The organism is Pseudomonas sp. URIL14HWK12:I6 (assembly GCF_000514195.1).
Classification (GTDB): domain Bacteria; phylum Pseudomonadota; class Gammaproteobacteria; order Pseudomonadales; family Pseudomonadaceae; genus Aquipseudomonas; species Aquipseudomonas putida_A.
Genome location: NZ_AZVL01000004.1, coordinates 291,465 through 306,542 on the forward strand (window position 1 = coordinate 291,465; position 15,078 = coordinate 306,542).

A 15,078-nucleotide genomic window follows, 5' to 3' on the forward strand; every position below is an offset into this window, starting at 1 on the left:
ATTCAATTTTCAGGAGTTACCCATGCAACGCATCGACCATGTCCTGCCCTGGAGCCATCTGGGTAGCGAACGTTCCCTCAGCGTCTTCCGTTACGGCGCGGGCAGCCGCAAGGTGTACATCCAGGCCAGCCTGCACGCCGACGAGCTGCCGGGGATGCGCACCGCGTGGGAACTCAAGCAACGCCTCAACGCGCTGGAACAGCAGGGCCGTCTGCAAGGCGTGATCGAGCTGGTACCGGTGGCCAACCCGATCGGCCTCGACCAGCACCTGCAAGGCAGCCACATGGGGCGCTTCGAGTTGGGCAGCGGGAAGAATTTCAACCGCGCGTTTGTTGAACTCAGTGCGCCGGTGGCGGCGCGCATCGGCGAGCAACTGGGCAGCGACGCCGAGGCCAACATCGCCTTGATCCGCCAGACCATGGGCGAGGTGCTCGATGAGTTGCCAGCCCCGGCCTCGCAACTGGAAGCGCTGCACCGCTTGCTGCTGCGCCATGCCTGCGACGCCGACATCACCCTCGATCTGCATTGCGATTTCGACGCGGCGATTCACATTTACGCATTGCCGCAACACTGGCCGCGCTGGCAATCGCTGGCGGCGCGACTGAAGGCCGGCGTGGCCTTGTTGTGCGAAGACTCCGGTGGCAGTTCGTTCGATGAATCGTGCTCATCGGCGTGGCTTCGTCTGGCCCGAGCGTTTCCAAACGCGGCGATTCCCCCGGCGAACCTCGCCACCACCCTGGAACTGGGCAGCATGGGCGACACCCGGGTCGATCAGGCGCAGGCCAATTGCGAAGCGATTCTCGGCTTTCTCGCCGAGCAGGGTTTCATCAGCGGCGAATGGCCGGCGGCGCCGAGCGAATGCTGCGAAGGCATGCCGTTCGAAGGCACCGAATACCTGTTCGCCCCGCACCATGGCGTGGTCAGTTTCCTGCGCAATGCCGGGGAGTGGGTCGAGCAGGGCGATGCGCTGTTCGAGGTGGTGGATCCGTTGAATGACCGCCTCACCACCGTCCGCGCCGGCACCAGTGGCGTGCTGTTTGCGATTGATCGTGGGCGCTACACCCAGCCGGGGATCTGGCAGGCCAAGGTGGCGGGGCGTGAGCCGATTCGGGTGGGCAAGCTGATCAACGACTGACAGATTTCCTTGGATTTTCCGGCCTCATCGCGAGCAGGCTCACTCCTACATTTGGCATGCGTTGTCCCTGTAGGAGTGAGCCTGCTCGCGATAGCGGTCTCGCCAGCACCACAATCTTCAGAGAGTGTTAGGCTCACCGACGAACCCGACACTCTGTGAAGGAAGGCTCTATGTTGAAGGCGTTTGCCCTGTTAACCCTGCTGGCGTCCAGCGCCGTCCACGCGCAAACCACGCTGCAAAGCGACTTGCCACTGAAATACATTGAACAGGTCCACCCGGACGCGAACACCCGGCCGCTGGTGATTTTTCTGCACGGTTACGGCAGTAACGAAGCCGATCTGATCGGCATGAAGTTTCAGCTGCCGGCGCAGTACAACTACCTTTCGGTGCAGGCGCCGCTGGCGTTGGGCGAAGGGCGTTTCCAGTGGTTTCGCAAAAAAGGCGAAGGGGCCTACAACGGTGAGACCGATGATCTGAAGGCCAGCGGTCAGAAACTGCGGGAGTTTGTCGCGCAGGCGGCGAAGAAATATCACGCCAGCCCGGACAAGGTGTACCTGATCGGCTTCAGCCAGGGCGCGATGATGACCTACGAAGTGGGCCTGCGTCCGCCCGTGGCGGTCGGCGGCATTGCAGCGTTGAGCGGACGCCTGTTGCCGGTATTGAAAACCGAGCTCCAGGCGCAGCAACAACCGTTGCCGCTGAAGATCTTCATCGGCCACGGCACCGCCGATGATCGGGTGCCGTACCGCGACGGCACCGCGGCCAATGCGCTGCTGCAAAAACTTGCCTACAAACCCGAGTTTCACGCTTATCCCGGTGTCGGCCACAGCATCAGTTCTGCCGAACTGCGGGACTTGAACGCCTGGCTGCAGCAGCTCAATCCGTAAGGATCACTTGTCCTTGAGGATGGTTTTCACCAGCGCATCGTGACCGCTCTTGTCGCTGGCCCGGGAAATCACCTGGACCAGCGCCATGCGCTTGCCGGAGGCGGCGAGCAGCGTGGTATTGAGGGTCTGGCCGCCGCCCTGAGTGGCGGTGCTGTCGACCTGACGCACGCCGAGGCCGCTGCTTTTCTGGGTCAGGCTTTTTTCGCTGAGCTTGTTGAAGTCCGGCAGGGCCTTGCGCTGGTCATCGATGAAACTCGCCAGGCTGCCATCGAGAAATTCGTTGTCGTTGTCCTTGACGCTGGCGCCGCCGGCGATCTGGTTTTCCGCGGCGATCACCACAGTCTTGGTCGCCTGATTGGTGTACATCGTGCCCTTGGCACCGGTTGGCCCGGCCGGCAGCGGGTCGGCGGTGAAGCCTTTGGGCAGGACGAAGGTGAACTTGCCGTCGAGCATCGACACGTTGTTGGTCGAGGCCTTTTCCTTGGGCTTGGCTGCCTGGGCGTTGAGGGCGCCGAAACCGGCGACCGCCGCCAGCAACAGGACGACGGCTTTCTTGCTGAGCAATGACATGTGAATCTCCGAGGGATGGTCGCGCCAGGGTGGCGATGATCCCACGGAGCATGCCTGGCATTCCAGCGCGGTTTGTCAGGCTGCCTCAGCCTTGAGGTTGTGGGCTTTTGGCGGGAGTCGGTCGGGCCAGCAACTTGCGGGTGACCCCGAGCATCGCCACCGATACCGCGACACCGGCGATGAATCCGCTGAGGCCGAGACTTGGCAAGGTCAGCGCCGACACCAGGCAAAACGCCGAAAACGAGTACATGCCGGTCGCCGTCGCCCGCAGCAATGCCGCGGTAAACGCTGGGCCACGAGTCTGCTGAGAGAATACCGCCATCACACTGCCGAGCACCGGGAACACCGCGAGCAAGCCGCTCCAGCGCTCGCCCACGGTACTCGCAAGCATGGTCACCAGCAGCGTCAGCGCCGCGCCGGCAATCATCCGCCAGAGCAGTTTGTCCGACTTCGGCGCCGGGCCGTTCAGCACCGGCTGCACGTCGGGAAACAGGTACGGCGCGGCGAGCAGGGCAATCGCCGCCGCAGCGACCGAGAACGTCAGTGACGACGGAATCAACGACAACACCAGCGCCAGTACCGCCCACACCGACAGTGACGCCGTCAGCGCCAACGGCCAGTTCGCCCGCTGCGCCACCTGCGCGTAGGTGATGCAGAAGGCGATCATGGCGAACATCGCTGACAGCGCCGCCACCGCCGATTGCGCGGCAAACTGCGGCCCCTGTTCGATGGCGAGGAAAAACAGAATCGGCCCGACCACCACCGGCAGCCCCGACAGCCACCCGGCCACGCTCGGTCCCCAGCGCTTGCCGGCGAGAGAAATCAGCAGCAGAAAAGCGGGGATCAGCAGTAATTTGAGGATCAGCACGCGGGAGGCCTCCGGGGATGGAACGGCCAAGGTAACCGATTGCTGCATTGATCGACAATTTTTGTATACAAAGTCTGCGAGTGATATCCGCTATGCTCTGAAGATCAGGTTTTAACGGAGTCGATGCCGCGATGAGCAAACCATCGAAGTTGCTGCGTGGGTGCTGTGGCATCGGCTTGTGGGCGTTGTTGCTGACGCCGACCTGGGCCAATTGGCAGGACGCCGTGCCCGGCGCGCAAATCATCGGCACCGGTGATTTCAGTGTGTTCGGCTTTGACGTCTACAACGCCCGGTTGTGGAGCGCGGCACGCCCGTTGTCCACCGAGCAGCCCTTCGCTCTGGAGCTGATCTATCGGCGCAAGATCTCCCGTGACGATCTGGTGCAGGCCAGTGTCGATGAAATCAAACGGCTGGCAGGCTCGGGCGTCAGTCCCGCGCAACTGGCCAGGTGGCAAGGGCAAATGGAGCAATCGTTCGTCGATGTGCAGGCCGGCACGCGGATTACGGGCGTGTATCTGCCGGGGCAGGGCGCGCGGTTTTTTGTCGGTCAGCAGTTGCAGCATGAAATCGATGATCCGCAATTTGCCCGGGCGTTTTTCGATATCTGGCTGGATCCGCGTACGCGCAATCCCGAACTGCGTGAGCAACTGTTGGGCATGAGCCGATAGAGTTTTTGTTCTTCAAGGCGCTGACTGAAACCTCTAAGCTGCGTCTTTCGAACTTGTTTCTGGATGTGTGCGTGAAATTCAGCTTACCCAAAATAGCCACCGCGCCGTTCTGCCCGCCGGAGGTGGCCGGCAGCGTCGCGGTGGATCCGAGCGCTTCGTTCTTCAAACGCGTGTTGCGTTTTGCCGGGCCTGGCTTGCTGGTGTCGATCGGCTACATGGACCCGGGCAACTGGGCGACCGCGATCGAGGCCGGTTCGCGTTTTGGTTACAGCCTGCTGTTCGTGGTGTTGCTCGCAAGTCTGGCGGGAATGGTCGTGCAGTGCCTGTGCTCGCGTCTGGGCATCGCCACCGGTCGCGATCTGGCGCAATTGTCCCGCGAGCGCTACAGCACCCCGACTGCTCGCCTGCAATGGGTGCTGGCGGAAATCTCGATCATCGCCACCGATCTGGCCGAAGTGCTCGGCTGTGCCTTGGCCTTCCATTTATTGCTGGGTTGTTCGCTGACCTTCGGCATTGCCCTGACCGCCTTCGACACGCTGCTGGTGCTGGCCTTGCAGAACCGTGGCTTCCGTCGGCTAGAGGCGATCATGCTGGTGCTGGTGGCGACCATCGGCGTGTGTTTCTTCGTTGAACTGGTGCTGATCAAACCCTACTGGCCGGATGTGTTCGCCGGTTTCAAACCGTCGCTCTCGGCGATCAGCGATGCCGCACCGCTGTATCTGGCGATCGGTATTCTCGGCGCGACGGTGATGCCGCATAACCTCTACCTGCACACTTCGATCGTGCAGACGCGGATGATCGGCAAGGACCTGGCCAGCAAGCAGGACGCGGTCAACCTGGCGCGCATCGACACCATCGGTTCGCTGGCCCTGGCGCTGCTGGTCAACGCGGCGATCCTGATTCTGGCGGCGGCTGCGTTTCACCAGTCCGGGCATACCGACGTGGTCGACATTCAGGACGCCTACCACCTGCTCGACCCGCTGGTCGGTGGCGCGCTGGCCAGTGTGCTGTTCGGCGTGGCGTTGCTGGCGTCGGGGCAGAGCTCGACGTTCACCGGGACCATCGCCGGACAGGTGATCATGGAGGGTTATCTGAACCTGCGGATTCCCTGCTGGCAGCGGCGGTTGATCACTCGCGGACTGGCACTGATCCCGGCGTTCATCGGCGTGTGGCTCATGGGCGATAACGCGGTGGGCAAATTGCTGGTGCTGAGTCAGGTGGTGTTGAGCCTGCAGCTGCCGTTTGCGCTGTACCCGCTGATCCGCATGACCAGCGACAAGCAACTGATGGGGCCGTTTGTGAACCGGCTGCCGACCCGGGTGCTGGCGTGGGGCTTGTTTGCGGTGATCAGTGGGGCGAATGCCTGGTTGATTCTGCAGATGGTGGTGTGAGCCCTGGTTTTTCTGTTGCCTGAGCTGGCCCCTTCGCGAGCAAGCCCGCTCCCACCCTGGAATGCATTCCCCTGTGGGAGCGGGCTTGCTCGCGAAGAGGGAGGTCCATTCAAAGAAGATTTTGAATGAGCAAAAAAACACCCGGTGCAACGCAAGTCGCACCGGGTTTTTTGTTGCCAGCGAGTAGCGGATGTCGTGGATCCGCCGCCCGCTGTGAACTCGGGGGTTAAGCGCGTTCCAGCGCCAGCGCCACACCCTGACCGCCGCCGATGCACAGGGTCGCCAGACCTTTTTTCGCATCACGCTTGATCATTTCGTGCAGCAGCGTCACCAGCACGCGGCAGCCCGACGCACCGATCGGGTGACCGAGGGCGATGGCGCCGCCGTTGACGTTGACCTTGTCCAGATCCCATTGCAGATCCTTGGCCACTGCCAGCGATTGCGCGGCGAACGCTTCGTTGGCCTCGATCAGGTCCAGTTGGCCGATGTTCCAGCCCGCCTTGTCCAGGCAGCGACGGGTGGCCGAGACCGGGCCGATGCCCATGATCGCCGGGTCCACACCAGCATTGGCATATGCGGCGATTTTTGCCAGCACCGGCAGGCCCAGGGCCTTGGCTTTCTCGGCGCTCATCAGGATGACTGCAGCGGCGCCATCGTTCAGCGACGAAGCATTACCGGCGGTGACGCTGCCGTCCTTCTTGAACGCCGGACGCAGTTTCGCCAGGGATTCGGCGGTGGTGTCGCCGCGTGGTTGTTCGTCGACCTTGAACGCGACCGGGTCACCTTTGCGCTGTGGGATCAGGATCGGGGTTATCTCATCGACAAAGCGCCCGGCTTCGATGGCCGCCGCGGCTTTGCGTTGCGAGGCGGCGGCGAAGGCGTCCTGCTGTTCGCGGCTGATCTCATATTTATCGACCAGATTCTCGGCAGTGATGCCCATGTGGTAATCGTTGAACGCATCCCACAGGCCATCGCTGATCATGGTGTCGACGATTTGCGCGTGACCCATGCGCAGACCGGTGCGTGCGCCCGGCATCACGTAGTTGGACAGGCTCATGTTCTCCTGACCGCCGGCGATGATCACCTCGGCATCGCCGCAACGGATCGCTTGCGCGCCCAGGTGCAGGGCTTTCAGGCCCGAGCCGCAGACCTTGTTCAGGGTCATGGCCGGCACGGCGTGGGGCAGGCCGGCCTTGATCGCGGCCTGACGCGCCGGGTTCTGGCCGGCGCCGGCCGTCAGCACCTGGCCCATGATCACTTCATCGACCTGCGCACCGTCCAGACCGGTCTGTTCGAGCAACTGGCGAATCACCGCAGCGCCCAGATCCACGGCGGACACGCTGGCCAGCGAACCCTGGAAACTGCCGATCGCGGTGCGGGTGGCGGCAACAATTACGACGTCTTGCATTTTCGAATTCCTCACTGGGCAGCGAACTGCATTTCCGGTACGTGATCCGGGACGATCAGTTTACCAGCGGTTTTGGCGACGATTTCCTCGACGCTGACGCCAGGTGCGCGTTCCTTGAGGACAAAAGCGCCATTTTCGATTTCCAGGTAGGCGAGGTCGGTCAGCACGCGCTTGATGCAGCCGGCGCCGGTCAGCGGCAGGCTGCACCTGGCCAACAGTTTGGACTCACCGTCCTTGGAGGCGTGGGTCATGATCACGATGATGTTGTCGGCGCCAGCCACCAGATCCATCGCGCCGCCCATGCCCTTGACCAGTTTGCCGGGAATCATCCACGAGGCGATGTTGCCTTCGACGTCGACTTCGAACGCGCCGAGCACGGTCAGGTCGACATGCCCGCCGCGAATCATCGCGAAGGATTCGGCGGAGTTGAAAATCGATGCGCCGATGCGTGCGGTCACGGTCTGTTTGCCGGCGTTGATCATGTCGGCATCGATGGTGTCTTCAGTCGGAAACGGACCCATGCCGAGCAGGCCGTTTTCCGACTGCAGCATGACTTCCATGCCGTCGGGAATGTAGTTGGCGACCAGGGTCGGAATGCCGATGCCGAGGTTCACGTAGTAGCCGTCCTGCATTTCGCGGGCGACGCGCTGAGCCATTTGTTCGCGGGTAAGTGCCATGTTTTTATTCTCCGTCAGCCTGGATTATTTGCGGATGGTGCGCTGTTCGATGCGCTTTTCGAACGTGCCGCAAATGACCCGGTCGACGTAGATGCCGGGGGTGTGGATCTGCGACGGATCCAGCTCGCCGGGCTCGACGATTTCTTCGACTTCGACCACGGTGATCTTGCCGGCGGTGGCCGCCAGCGGGTTGAAGTTCTGCGCGGTGTGACGGTAGACGACGTTACCGAAATGGTCGGCTTTCCAGCCTTTGACGATGGCGAAGTCGCCGGTGATGGACTCTTCCATCAGGTACTTGCGCCCTTTGAATTCACGCACTTCCTTGCCTTCGGCAACCGGGGTGCCGACGCCGGTGGCGGTAAAGAAGGCCGGGATGCCGGCGCCGCCTGCACGCATTTTCTCGGCGAGGGTGCCTTGCGGGGTCAGGATGACTTCGATGTCGCCCTTGAGAAGTTGCTCTTCGAACAGTTTGTTTTCGCCGACGTAGGAGGCGATGACTTTGCTGATCTGGCGGTCGGTCAGCAGCACACCGAGGCCGAAACCGTCGACGCCGCAGTTGTTGGAAACCACGGTGAGGTCGCGGGTGCCCTTGCGCTTGATCTCGGCGATCAGGTTTTCCGGAATGCCGCACAGGCCGAAGCCGCCGGCGATCACGGTCATGCCGTCTTCAAGACCGGCCAGAGCTTCCTCGTAGGAACTCACGCGCTTGTCGAAACCTGCCATATGCACCTCTTTTATTGTTTGTCGGGCGGCTGGCTAGCCGAATGACTGGAGTGTCTCGCTGGAGAATATATTTGTTAAGTTGATTTTTAAGGTTGATTGATTGATAAAGCTCAACAATTGACTGATTGCAGATACGGAAGCATAGCGCTCATGACCATCAAACAGATCCGTGCTTTCCTCGCCGTGGCTCAGAGCCTGAGCTTCGCCGTGGCCTGCGAGCGTCTGCACTTGTCGCAATCGGCACTGAGCCTGACCATCAAGGCGCTGGAAGAGGGGCTGGGCGGGCGGTTGTTCAGTCGCAACACGCGCAATGTGGCGCTGACCGCCGAGGGCGAATCGCTGCTGCCGCTGGCCCGGCGTCTGATTGCCGACTGGGACAACGCCGAAGACGAAATGCGTCAGCGCTTCAGCCTGCAACGCGGGCGGGTGACGCTGGCGGCCATGCCGTCGTTTGCCGGCAACCTGCTGCCGCCGATCCTCAAGAGCTTTCGCGCGCGCTATCCGAACGTCAACGTCACAGTCAACGACGTGATCAACGAGCAAGTGCTGGAAATGGTTCGCGACCGGCAAGTTGAGCTGGGTGTGGCGTTCGAACCGATGCAGAACACCTCGCTGACGTTTACCCCGCTGTACATCGATCGCTTCGTCGCAGTGGTGCCGCAGGATTCCGCGCTGGCCGGGCGCACAGAGATCGACTGGCAGACTCTGCTGCAGGAACCGTTCATCACCCTGCAACGGCCGTCGACGGTGCGGGTGATGCTCGAAGAGCACTTGCAGGCCCGGGGCATGAAACTGCCGGTGGAATTCGAGAGTCATCAACTGGCAACCGTCGGGCGCATGGTCGCCAGTGGCCTGGGGGTGAGTGCGGTGCCAGCGTTGTGCGCCGAGCAGATGCTGGAGCTGGGCGCGCATTGCCTGACCTTGAATGATTCAGTGGAGCGGGCGATTGGTGTGCTCACGGAGCCGGGCAATGAGCTGTCGGCGGCGGCGCAGGCACTGTTCGACATCCTCAAAGCCGAACATTGATCCTGTGGGAGCGGGCTTGCTCGCGAAGGCGGGGTATCAGTCGAGGAAAGTCTTGGCTGAAAGGACGCTATCGCGAGCAGGCTCGCTCCTACAGGGGATTTCGCGAGTCAGGAAGTCAAGCGTTGCACCAGCAACGGCAGCAGCTGTTCGCATGACGCCTCGATCTTCAGATCCAGCAGATCATCGGCGCGAGTCTTGCCCAGATTGATCGCCAGCAACGGCTTGCCCCGATCGGCGATCACCCGGCACAGACGAAACGCCGAATACGCCATCAGCGACGACCCCACCACCAGCAATCCCGCAGCATTCTCTGCCGCCGCCATGGCTCGCGCCGCTGTCGGTTGCGCTACGTTCTCGCCGAAAAACACCACGTCCGGCTTCATCCGCTCACCGGCGCAATACGGGCACTGCGGTGTCTGGAAGCGTGCTTCGAAGGCCGGATCGAGCAGGGTATCGCCGTCCGGCGCCTGCACCGCGTCGACCCCGGCCAGATACGGATTCTGCTCGACCATCCGCTGCTGAATGTCGTCACGCGCGCTGCGCTGGCCGCAATCCAGGCACAACACCCGGTGCAGGCTGCCATGCAGTTCGATCACGTCCTGACTGCCAGCCTGATCGTGCAGGGTGTCGACGTTCTGCGTGATCAAGGCGCTGATCAGACCCCGGCGCTGCAAATCGGCCAGCGCCTGATGCGCTGCATTCGGCCGCGCCTGGCGCACCCGTGGCCAGCCGAGCATTGCCCGTGCCCAGTAGCGGCGACGGGATTCCGGGGCGGCGAGAAATTCCTGATACATCATCGGCTGCCGGCCACGGCGTACACCTTCGCTGTCGCGGTAATCCGGGATGCCCGACGGCGTGCTGATGCCCGCGCCGGTCAGCACCACAAAGCCGCCATCGGCCATGGCCTGGTGCAGGGTGTCGAGGTGTTCGCGGGTCGGGCTGTCGAGCATGGTCAGCATTCCGGGGAGGACGATGCCCGCAGGTTAGCATTAACCGTGTGGCGAGGGAGCTTGCTCCCGCTGGACTGCGCAGCAGGCTTGTTTTGGGCTCGCTTTGCAATCCGACGGGAGCAAGCTCCCTCGCCACAGGTGATAGCGGTGATTTATTTGCGCGCCTCCAGTATCAGATTGAACGGCGTCTGCGTCGCCCGGCGAAAATGCTTGAACCCGGCCTCGGTAAACACCTTGCGCAAGCGCATTTCACCGGCCTGCGCACCTAGCCCCAGGCCAACTTCCTGGGACAGCGAATTCGGCGTGCAGATAAAGGTCGAGGCCGCGTAAAACAGGCGTCCGACCGGGTTGATGTTGTCGTCCAGCGCATCATTGGCAAACGGCTCGACCAGCAGCACCGTGCCGTCGTCCTTCAATGATTCGAACGCATGCCGTGCGGCGCCGACCGGGTCGCCCATGTCGTGCAGACAGTCGAAATAGCAGATCAGGTCATAGTCGTCGCCGGGGTAGCTTTTGGCGTCGTTCTGGAAGAATTTCGCCCGGCTGCTGACGCCGCCTTCTTCGGCGCGCTGGGTGGCGACGGTGATCGACGGCGCGTGATAATCGAAACCGACGAAGCGCGAGTTGGGATACGCCTGGGCCATGATCACCGTCGAGGCGCCGTGGCCGCAGCCGATGTCGGCGACTTTAGCGCCTTTTTCGAGTTTGGCGACCACGCCGTCCAGCGCCGGCAGCCATTCAGCGATCAAGTGACCTTTGTAGCCGGGGCGAAAGAAGCGTTCGGTGCCGCTGAACATGCACGGATGGTGATCGCCCCAGGGCAGGGCGCCATTGCCGCGCATGGCTTTGACCAGTTTGTCCTTGTCGTGGAAAAACGAGGCCACCACACCGAGCCCGCCGGCGACGTACACCGGCGAGTCTTCCACGGCCAGTGCCAGCGCCTGCTCTTCCGGCAACCGAAACTGGCCATCGTGATGCTCCATATAGCCGGACGCGACATGTGCGCTGAGCCATTCGCGTACCAGACGCGGGTTGCAGGTGGTTTTTTCGGCGAGGGCTTGCGGGGTGATCGGCTGACTGTCGGCCATCGCCCGGTACAGCCCGAGTTCTTCGCCAACGATGACGTTCGCCAGCATCGCGGCGCCGCCCATGTCGTTGACCAGTTTGCCCATGAAGGCGTTGAGTCGTGTTTCGTCCATCACGAGTGCTCCTGATACAGGATCACCGTCCGGTGGCAAAACGTTGTCGAGGCATGGGCCGCTGGGCGGTGGTCACAGAAGTGGGCAGGGCACAGCTGACGTCGTCCTGCAATCCCCCTCGACTGGGTAATGAATCAGTCTAGCCGGGCTGGGGCAAGATGCAGTGTTTGTGCGCCATGCAAATTCCAATGTGGGAGCGGCGGTACGAAGCTTCGACTTGCTCGCGAACGCGGTGTGTCAGTCGATGCATCAGGGGCTGATACGCCGCTTTCGCGAGCAAGCCCGCTCCCACAGGTGATTGGTGTGGGGATCAGCGCAGGGGCAATTTCAACTCCGCGCACAGGCCTCCGCCCTCGCGGTTGCTCAGGGTCAGTGATCCGCCGAGTGCCATGGCCAGTTGCTGGGCGATGGCCAGGCCCAGGCCGGTGCCGCCGGTGCTGCGGTTGCGCGAGTTTTCCACCCGGTAGAACGGCTGCATGACCTGTTGCAACTCGGCTTCGGCAATGCCTGGCCCGCGATCGAGGATTTTGATGCAAAGACCATCGTCGATATCGACCTGCAACTGCGCGGCACCGGCGAATTTCAGTGCGTTGTCGGTCAGGTTCACCAGCACCCGGCGCAGGGCCTGGGGACGGGTATCGATCACCGCCGCGCTCTTGCCGCTCAGCTGCACGTCCTTGCCCATGTCCTGATAGTCGAACACCAGGCTGTCGAGGAACGAGTCGAGGTCGGTGCGCCGGCTTTCCTCGGTCGAGCCGTGGATGCTGCGAGCGTACGCCACGCCTTCGCGCACCAGATGCTCCATCTCGCCGAGGTCGTTCCACAGTTTGTCTTTCTCGACCGAGTCGTCCATGAACTCTGCGCGCAATTTCATGCGGGTGATCGGGGTTTGCAGGTCATGGGAAATCGCCGCCAGCAGTTGCATGCGCTCCTTCAGATACGCAGCGATGCGCGCCTGCATCGCGTTGAAGGCCCGTGCGGCGTAGGCCACTTCGGTCGGGCCGTGTTCGTCGAGCATCACCGGGTGCGCGTTGGGGTCGAGGGATTCCACGGCATTGGCGAGGCGGGCGAGGGGGCGTATGGCAATGCGCACCGCCAGCCAGGTGCAGGCGATCAGCAGCGCCAGTTGCCCGAGCAATACCCCCGGCAGCCACGGCGACAGCGGCGGCATGGCCGGACGCACATCGATGGTCAACGGGCTGCCGTCGCTGAGGCGCAAATGGGCCTGGAAGTGTTTTTTCTCTGCGGAAAATCGGCTGAAGGACAGCGGATGGGCGCCGCCGATCGCACCGCTGATCGAGGTCGCGGCCACCGGTACCTCCTCGGCGTCGAGCAGGGCGCCGGGATCGCCGTCGTTCAACCGATAATCGTAGTTGGTGCGAGCCAGTCGTGGCAGCCAGGCGGGGCGTTCCTGCGCGGGCAGGCGGTCGAGGATGGCAACCGACGTCGAAACGTCGTTTTGCATATTGCTGAGCATGGTGCTTCTGGCGCTTTGGAAACGCTCGTAATACTGCGCGCCAAACGACAGGGCCTGGGCCAGGATCAGCCCGATCAGAAAGATCAGCGACAACCGCGAAGCCAGGGTGCGTGGCCAATGCAGCTTGAGGCTCATGCCGAGGCCCCGAGGATTTCCACCGGTAGCGAAAAAACATAACCCTCGCTGCGCACGGTTTTGATGTAGGCCGGCTCACGCGCATCATCAAGCAGGCGCTGGCGCAAACGGCTGACCAGCAGATCAATCGAGCGATCAAACAGATCGGCTTCGCGGCCCTGGGTCAGGTTGAGTAACTGATCACGGCTGAGCACCCGTTGTGGATGATCGAGGAACACCCGCAGCAAGCGGTATTCGGCACCACTGAGGGCGACCAGTGTGCCGTCATTGTCCAGCAGATGCCGGGCCGAGGTGTCCAGTTGCCAACGGCCGAAGGCCAGCAGGCGACCGCTTTCGGTGACCACCAGATTCGGTGGCAGCATGCGCGTGCGCCGCAGCACCGCGTTGATCCGCGCCAGCAGTTCGCGGGCGGCGAACGGCTTGGTCAGGTAATCGTCGGCGCCCATTTCCAGGCCGATGATGCGGTCGGTTTCATCGTTGCGCGCCGTGAGCATCAGCACCGGCGTGGCCTTGTGTTTGCCCACGCGCAATTCGCGGCACAGCTGCAGGCCATCATCGCCGGGCATCATGATGTCGAGCACGATCAGGTCGACGGTGTTGGCTTCGAGAAAACTGCGCATCTGCCGACCATCGGCGACCACGGTGGTGCGCAGTCCGTTCTTCTTCAGGTAATTGCCGACCAGCTCGCGGATCTCGCGGTCGTCGTCGACGATGAGAATGTGATCGACATGTTCCATCGGTGCAGAACCTCTATCAAAGGGCAATGCCATGCAGTCTATCGAGCCTGCGCCGGCTTGCCTGCCCGGGTTTGTATTGCAGTGTATCTGGCGTAATGGCGGATACACACACATGCAAAAACGCGATTTTTTCAGGGTTTTGTATCGCTGTGTATCTCCGGACGGTGGGGATACACAGTGATTGATAGCGGTCGTTTCCTGACACAGACGCGATACCTCACGCGCCTCAAATAGGCTCCATCGAGGCCCACACAGTTTGCCTCGGCTCAACCCATACAAGCCTTGAGGAAACCACCATGACGCACAAAACCGTTGTCGCCGCCTGCCTGTTTGCCGCCCTGAACATCTGCACCCTGTCGGCCCGGGCCGAAGCCGATGTCAGCCCGCACACCTACACCTACGGCACGCACCTGGATATCCAGAAAGTGCTGTCGATGACCGAGGACAACGCGGTGAACTGCGGCATTATCGATGCGCGCATGACGTACCTCGATTCGGCCGGAAAAACCCAAGTGCTGGATTACCGCAAATTTGCCGATGGCTGTAACAACCAGAACTGAGTGCTCAGATGCATCGACAGTTACCGCCCGCGCATATCAATGGCTCACAGGTCGCGCACCATGAGCCATTGTTCGTTGTCCCAGGCGCGAAAGCGCTCCAGTACTGTCCAGCCGCGTTTGGCGTAGTAGTCCTGCTTGTTCTGTGTGTGCAGATAGAAACGTGCGAAACCGCGCTGTTTCGCCGCCTGGCTGATGCCATCGATCAACCGCTCTGCCAGCCCCTGGCCACGAGCTTGCAGGCTGACAAACACGCACGCCAGCCACGGGCCGAGATCCGGGCGCAGGGCCAGATCCGCCCGGGCCAGCGCCGCACCGCCGAGCAGACGCTCGCCGTCCAGCGCAATCAGGCATGACCAGTCGCCATTGTTCTGGCCGGCAGCGAACTCGCGTTGCCAATCGGTCAAGGGTTGCTCGGCATATTCGTAGGCGAACTGGCGGTGAATCCACGCGGCGTAAGTGTCGCTGTGCTGCGGGTGATCGACGAGCCATTCAAGACGCAGGGACATGATGGAATCCATTCACGGAAGACGGGAAGGCATAAAAGCCGATTGCCCCACGCAATGGCAATCTCGGAGTGTCTCGAGGCCTTTACAAAAAACCGCCACTCATCGGCCCGGCCGTTGTTTTGCCGGCTCTTCGGACGATTGGCAGGGACGCCATCGACCCT

The 15,078-nt window shown here is 62.1% G+C and carries 16 protein-coding genes; 6 read left to right on the plus strand and 10 right to left on the minus strand.

Annotated features, from left to right (window positions below; all coding sequences use genetic code 11):
- The first annotated feature begins 22 nt into the window (after positions 1-22).
- Positions 23-1,135, plus strand: a complete 1,113-nt coding sequence (locus tag H043_RS0109520) for a M14 family metallopeptidase (protein ID WP_027611646.1) — start codon at positions 23-25, stop codon at positions 1,133-1,135.
- Positions 1,136-1,305: 170 nt separating this feature from the next.
- Positions 1,306-2,022: an alpha/beta hydrolase gene (locus H043_RS0109525; protein ID WP_027611647.1), complete on the plus strand. Its 717-nt coding sequence runs from the start codon at positions 1,306-1,308 to the stop codon at positions 2,020-2,022.
- Between the two features lie 3 nt (positions 2,023-2,025).
- On the opposite strand, the gene H043_RS0109530 is transcribed toward H043_RS0109525, so the two are convergent.
- Both H043_RS0109530 and H043_RS0109535 read right to left on the minus strand, forming a co-directional pair.
- Positions 2,026-2,592, minus strand: a complete 567-nt coding sequence (locus H043_RS0109530; RefSeq protein ID WP_027611648.1) for a hypothetical protein — start codon at positions 2,590-2,592, stop codon at positions 2,026-2,028.
- An 85-nt stretch (positions 2,593-2,677) separates the two neighbouring features.
- Positions 2,678-3,460 carry a hypothetical protein gene (locus H043_RS0109535; RefSeq protein ID WP_027611649.1) on the minus strand — a complete coding sequence of 261 codons (783 nt, stop codon included), beginning with the start codon at positions 3,458-3,460 and terminating at the stop codon, positions 2,678-2,680.
- Positions 3,461-3,591: 131 nt separating this feature from the next.
- Here H043_RS0109535 and H043_RS0109540 point away from each other — a divergent pair, with 131 nt between their 5' ends.
- Both H043_RS0109540 and H043_RS0109545 read left to right on the plus strand, forming a co-directional pair.
- The gene (locus tag H043_RS0109540) at positions 3,592-4,128 is read left to right on the plus strand and encodes a chalcone isomerase family protein (RefSeq protein WP_027611650.1); all 537 of its coding nucleotides are present in this window, start codon (positions 3,592-3,594) and stop codon (positions 4,126-4,128) included.
- Positions 4,129-4,199: 71 nt separating this feature from the next.
- Positions 4,200-5,519, plus strand: coding sequence for an Nramp family divalent metal transporter (locus tag H043_RS0109545; RefSeq protein WP_027611651.1), 1,320 nt, complete (start codon positions 4,200-4,202; stop codon positions 5,517-5,519).
- 226 nt (positions 5,520-5,745) lie between these two features.
- On the opposite strand, the gene H043_RS0109550 is transcribed toward H043_RS0109545, so the two are convergent.
- Genes H043_RS0109550 through H043_RS0109560 form a run of 3 tightly spaced genes read right to left on the minus strand, consistent with a single transcriptional unit; the run spans position 5,746 to position 8,327 of the window.
- Positions 5,746-6,927 carry an acetyl-CoA C-acetyltransferase gene (locus H043_RS0109550; protein WP_027611652.1) on the minus strand — a complete coding sequence of 394 codons (1,182 nt, stop codon included), beginning with the start codon at positions 6,925-6,927 and terminating at the stop codon, positions 5,746-5,748.
- A gap of 11 nt (positions 6,928-6,938) precedes the next feature.
- On the minus strand, positions 6,939-7,604 hold the full coding sequence (locus H043_RS0109555; protein WP_027611653.1) for a CoA transferase subunit B: 666 nt from the start codon (positions 7,602-7,604) through the stop codon (positions 6,939-6,941).
- Positions 7,605-7,628: 24 nt separating this feature from the next.
- Positions 7,629-8,327: a CoA transferase subunit A gene (locus H043_RS0109560; RefSeq protein ID WP_007919568.1), complete on the minus strand. Its 699-nt coding sequence runs from the start codon at positions 8,325-8,327 to the stop codon at positions 7,629-7,631.
- Positions 8,328-8,477: 150 nt separating this feature from the next.
- Between H043_RS0109560 and H043_RS0109565 the strand changes: the two genes are divergently transcribed.
- The gene (locus H043_RS0109565; protein WP_027611654.1) at positions 8,478-9,353 is read left to right on the plus strand and encodes a LysR family transcriptional regulator; all 876 of its coding nucleotides are present in this window, start codon (positions 8,478-8,480) and stop codon (positions 9,351-9,353) included.
- Positions 9,354-9,460: 107 nt separating this feature from the next.
- On the opposite strand, the gene H043_RS0109570 is transcribed toward H043_RS0109565, so the two are convergent.
- The 4 genes from H043_RS0109570 to H043_RS0109585 all read right to left on the minus strand — a co-directional run bounded on the left by H043_RS0109570 (position 9,461) and on the right by H043_RS0109585 (position 13,851).
- Positions 9,461-10,303, minus strand: coding sequence for an NAD-dependent protein deacetylase (locus H043_RS0109570; RefSeq protein WP_027611655.1), 843 nt, complete (start codon positions 10,301-10,303; stop codon positions 9,461-9,463).
- A 152-nt stretch (positions 10,304-10,455) separates the two neighbouring features.
- Entirely contained in the window at positions 10,456-11,502 is a 1,047-nt protein-coding gene (locus H043_RS0109575) for a class I SAM-dependent methyltransferase (protein WP_027611656.1), read from the minus strand.
- Between the two features lie 310 nt (positions 11,503-11,812).
- On the minus strand, positions 11,813-13,114 hold the full coding sequence (locus H043_RS0109580; RefSeq protein WP_027611657.1) for an ATP-binding protein: 1,302 nt from the start codon (positions 13,112-13,114) through the stop codon (positions 11,813-11,815).
- On the minus strand, positions 13,111-13,851 hold the full coding sequence (locus H043_RS0109585; protein ID WP_027611658.1) for a response regulator: 741 nt from the start codon (positions 13,849-13,851) through the stop codon (positions 13,111-13,113). The genes H043_RS0109580 and H043_RS0109585 overlap by 4 nt, the downstream gene beginning before the upstream one ends.
- 296 nt (positions 13,852-14,147) lie before the next feature.
- On the opposite strand from H043_RS0109585, the gene H043_RS0109590 reads away from it, so the two are divergent.
- A complete protein-coding gene (locus tag H043_RS0109590; protein WP_027611659.1) occupies positions 14,148-14,411 on the plus strand; it encodes a DUF2790 domain-containing protein in 264 nt (87 codons plus the stop codon).
- Positions 14,412-14,455: 44 nt separating this feature from the next.
- On the opposite strand, the gene H043_RS0109595 is transcribed toward H043_RS0109590, so the two are convergent.
- Positions 14,456-14,917: a GNAT family N-acetyltransferase gene (locus H043_RS0109595; RefSeq protein ID WP_027611660.1), complete on the minus strand. Its 462-nt coding sequence runs from the start codon at positions 14,915-14,917 to the stop codon at positions 14,456-14,458.
- Between the last annotated feature and the right edge of the window lie 161 nt (positions 14,918-15,078).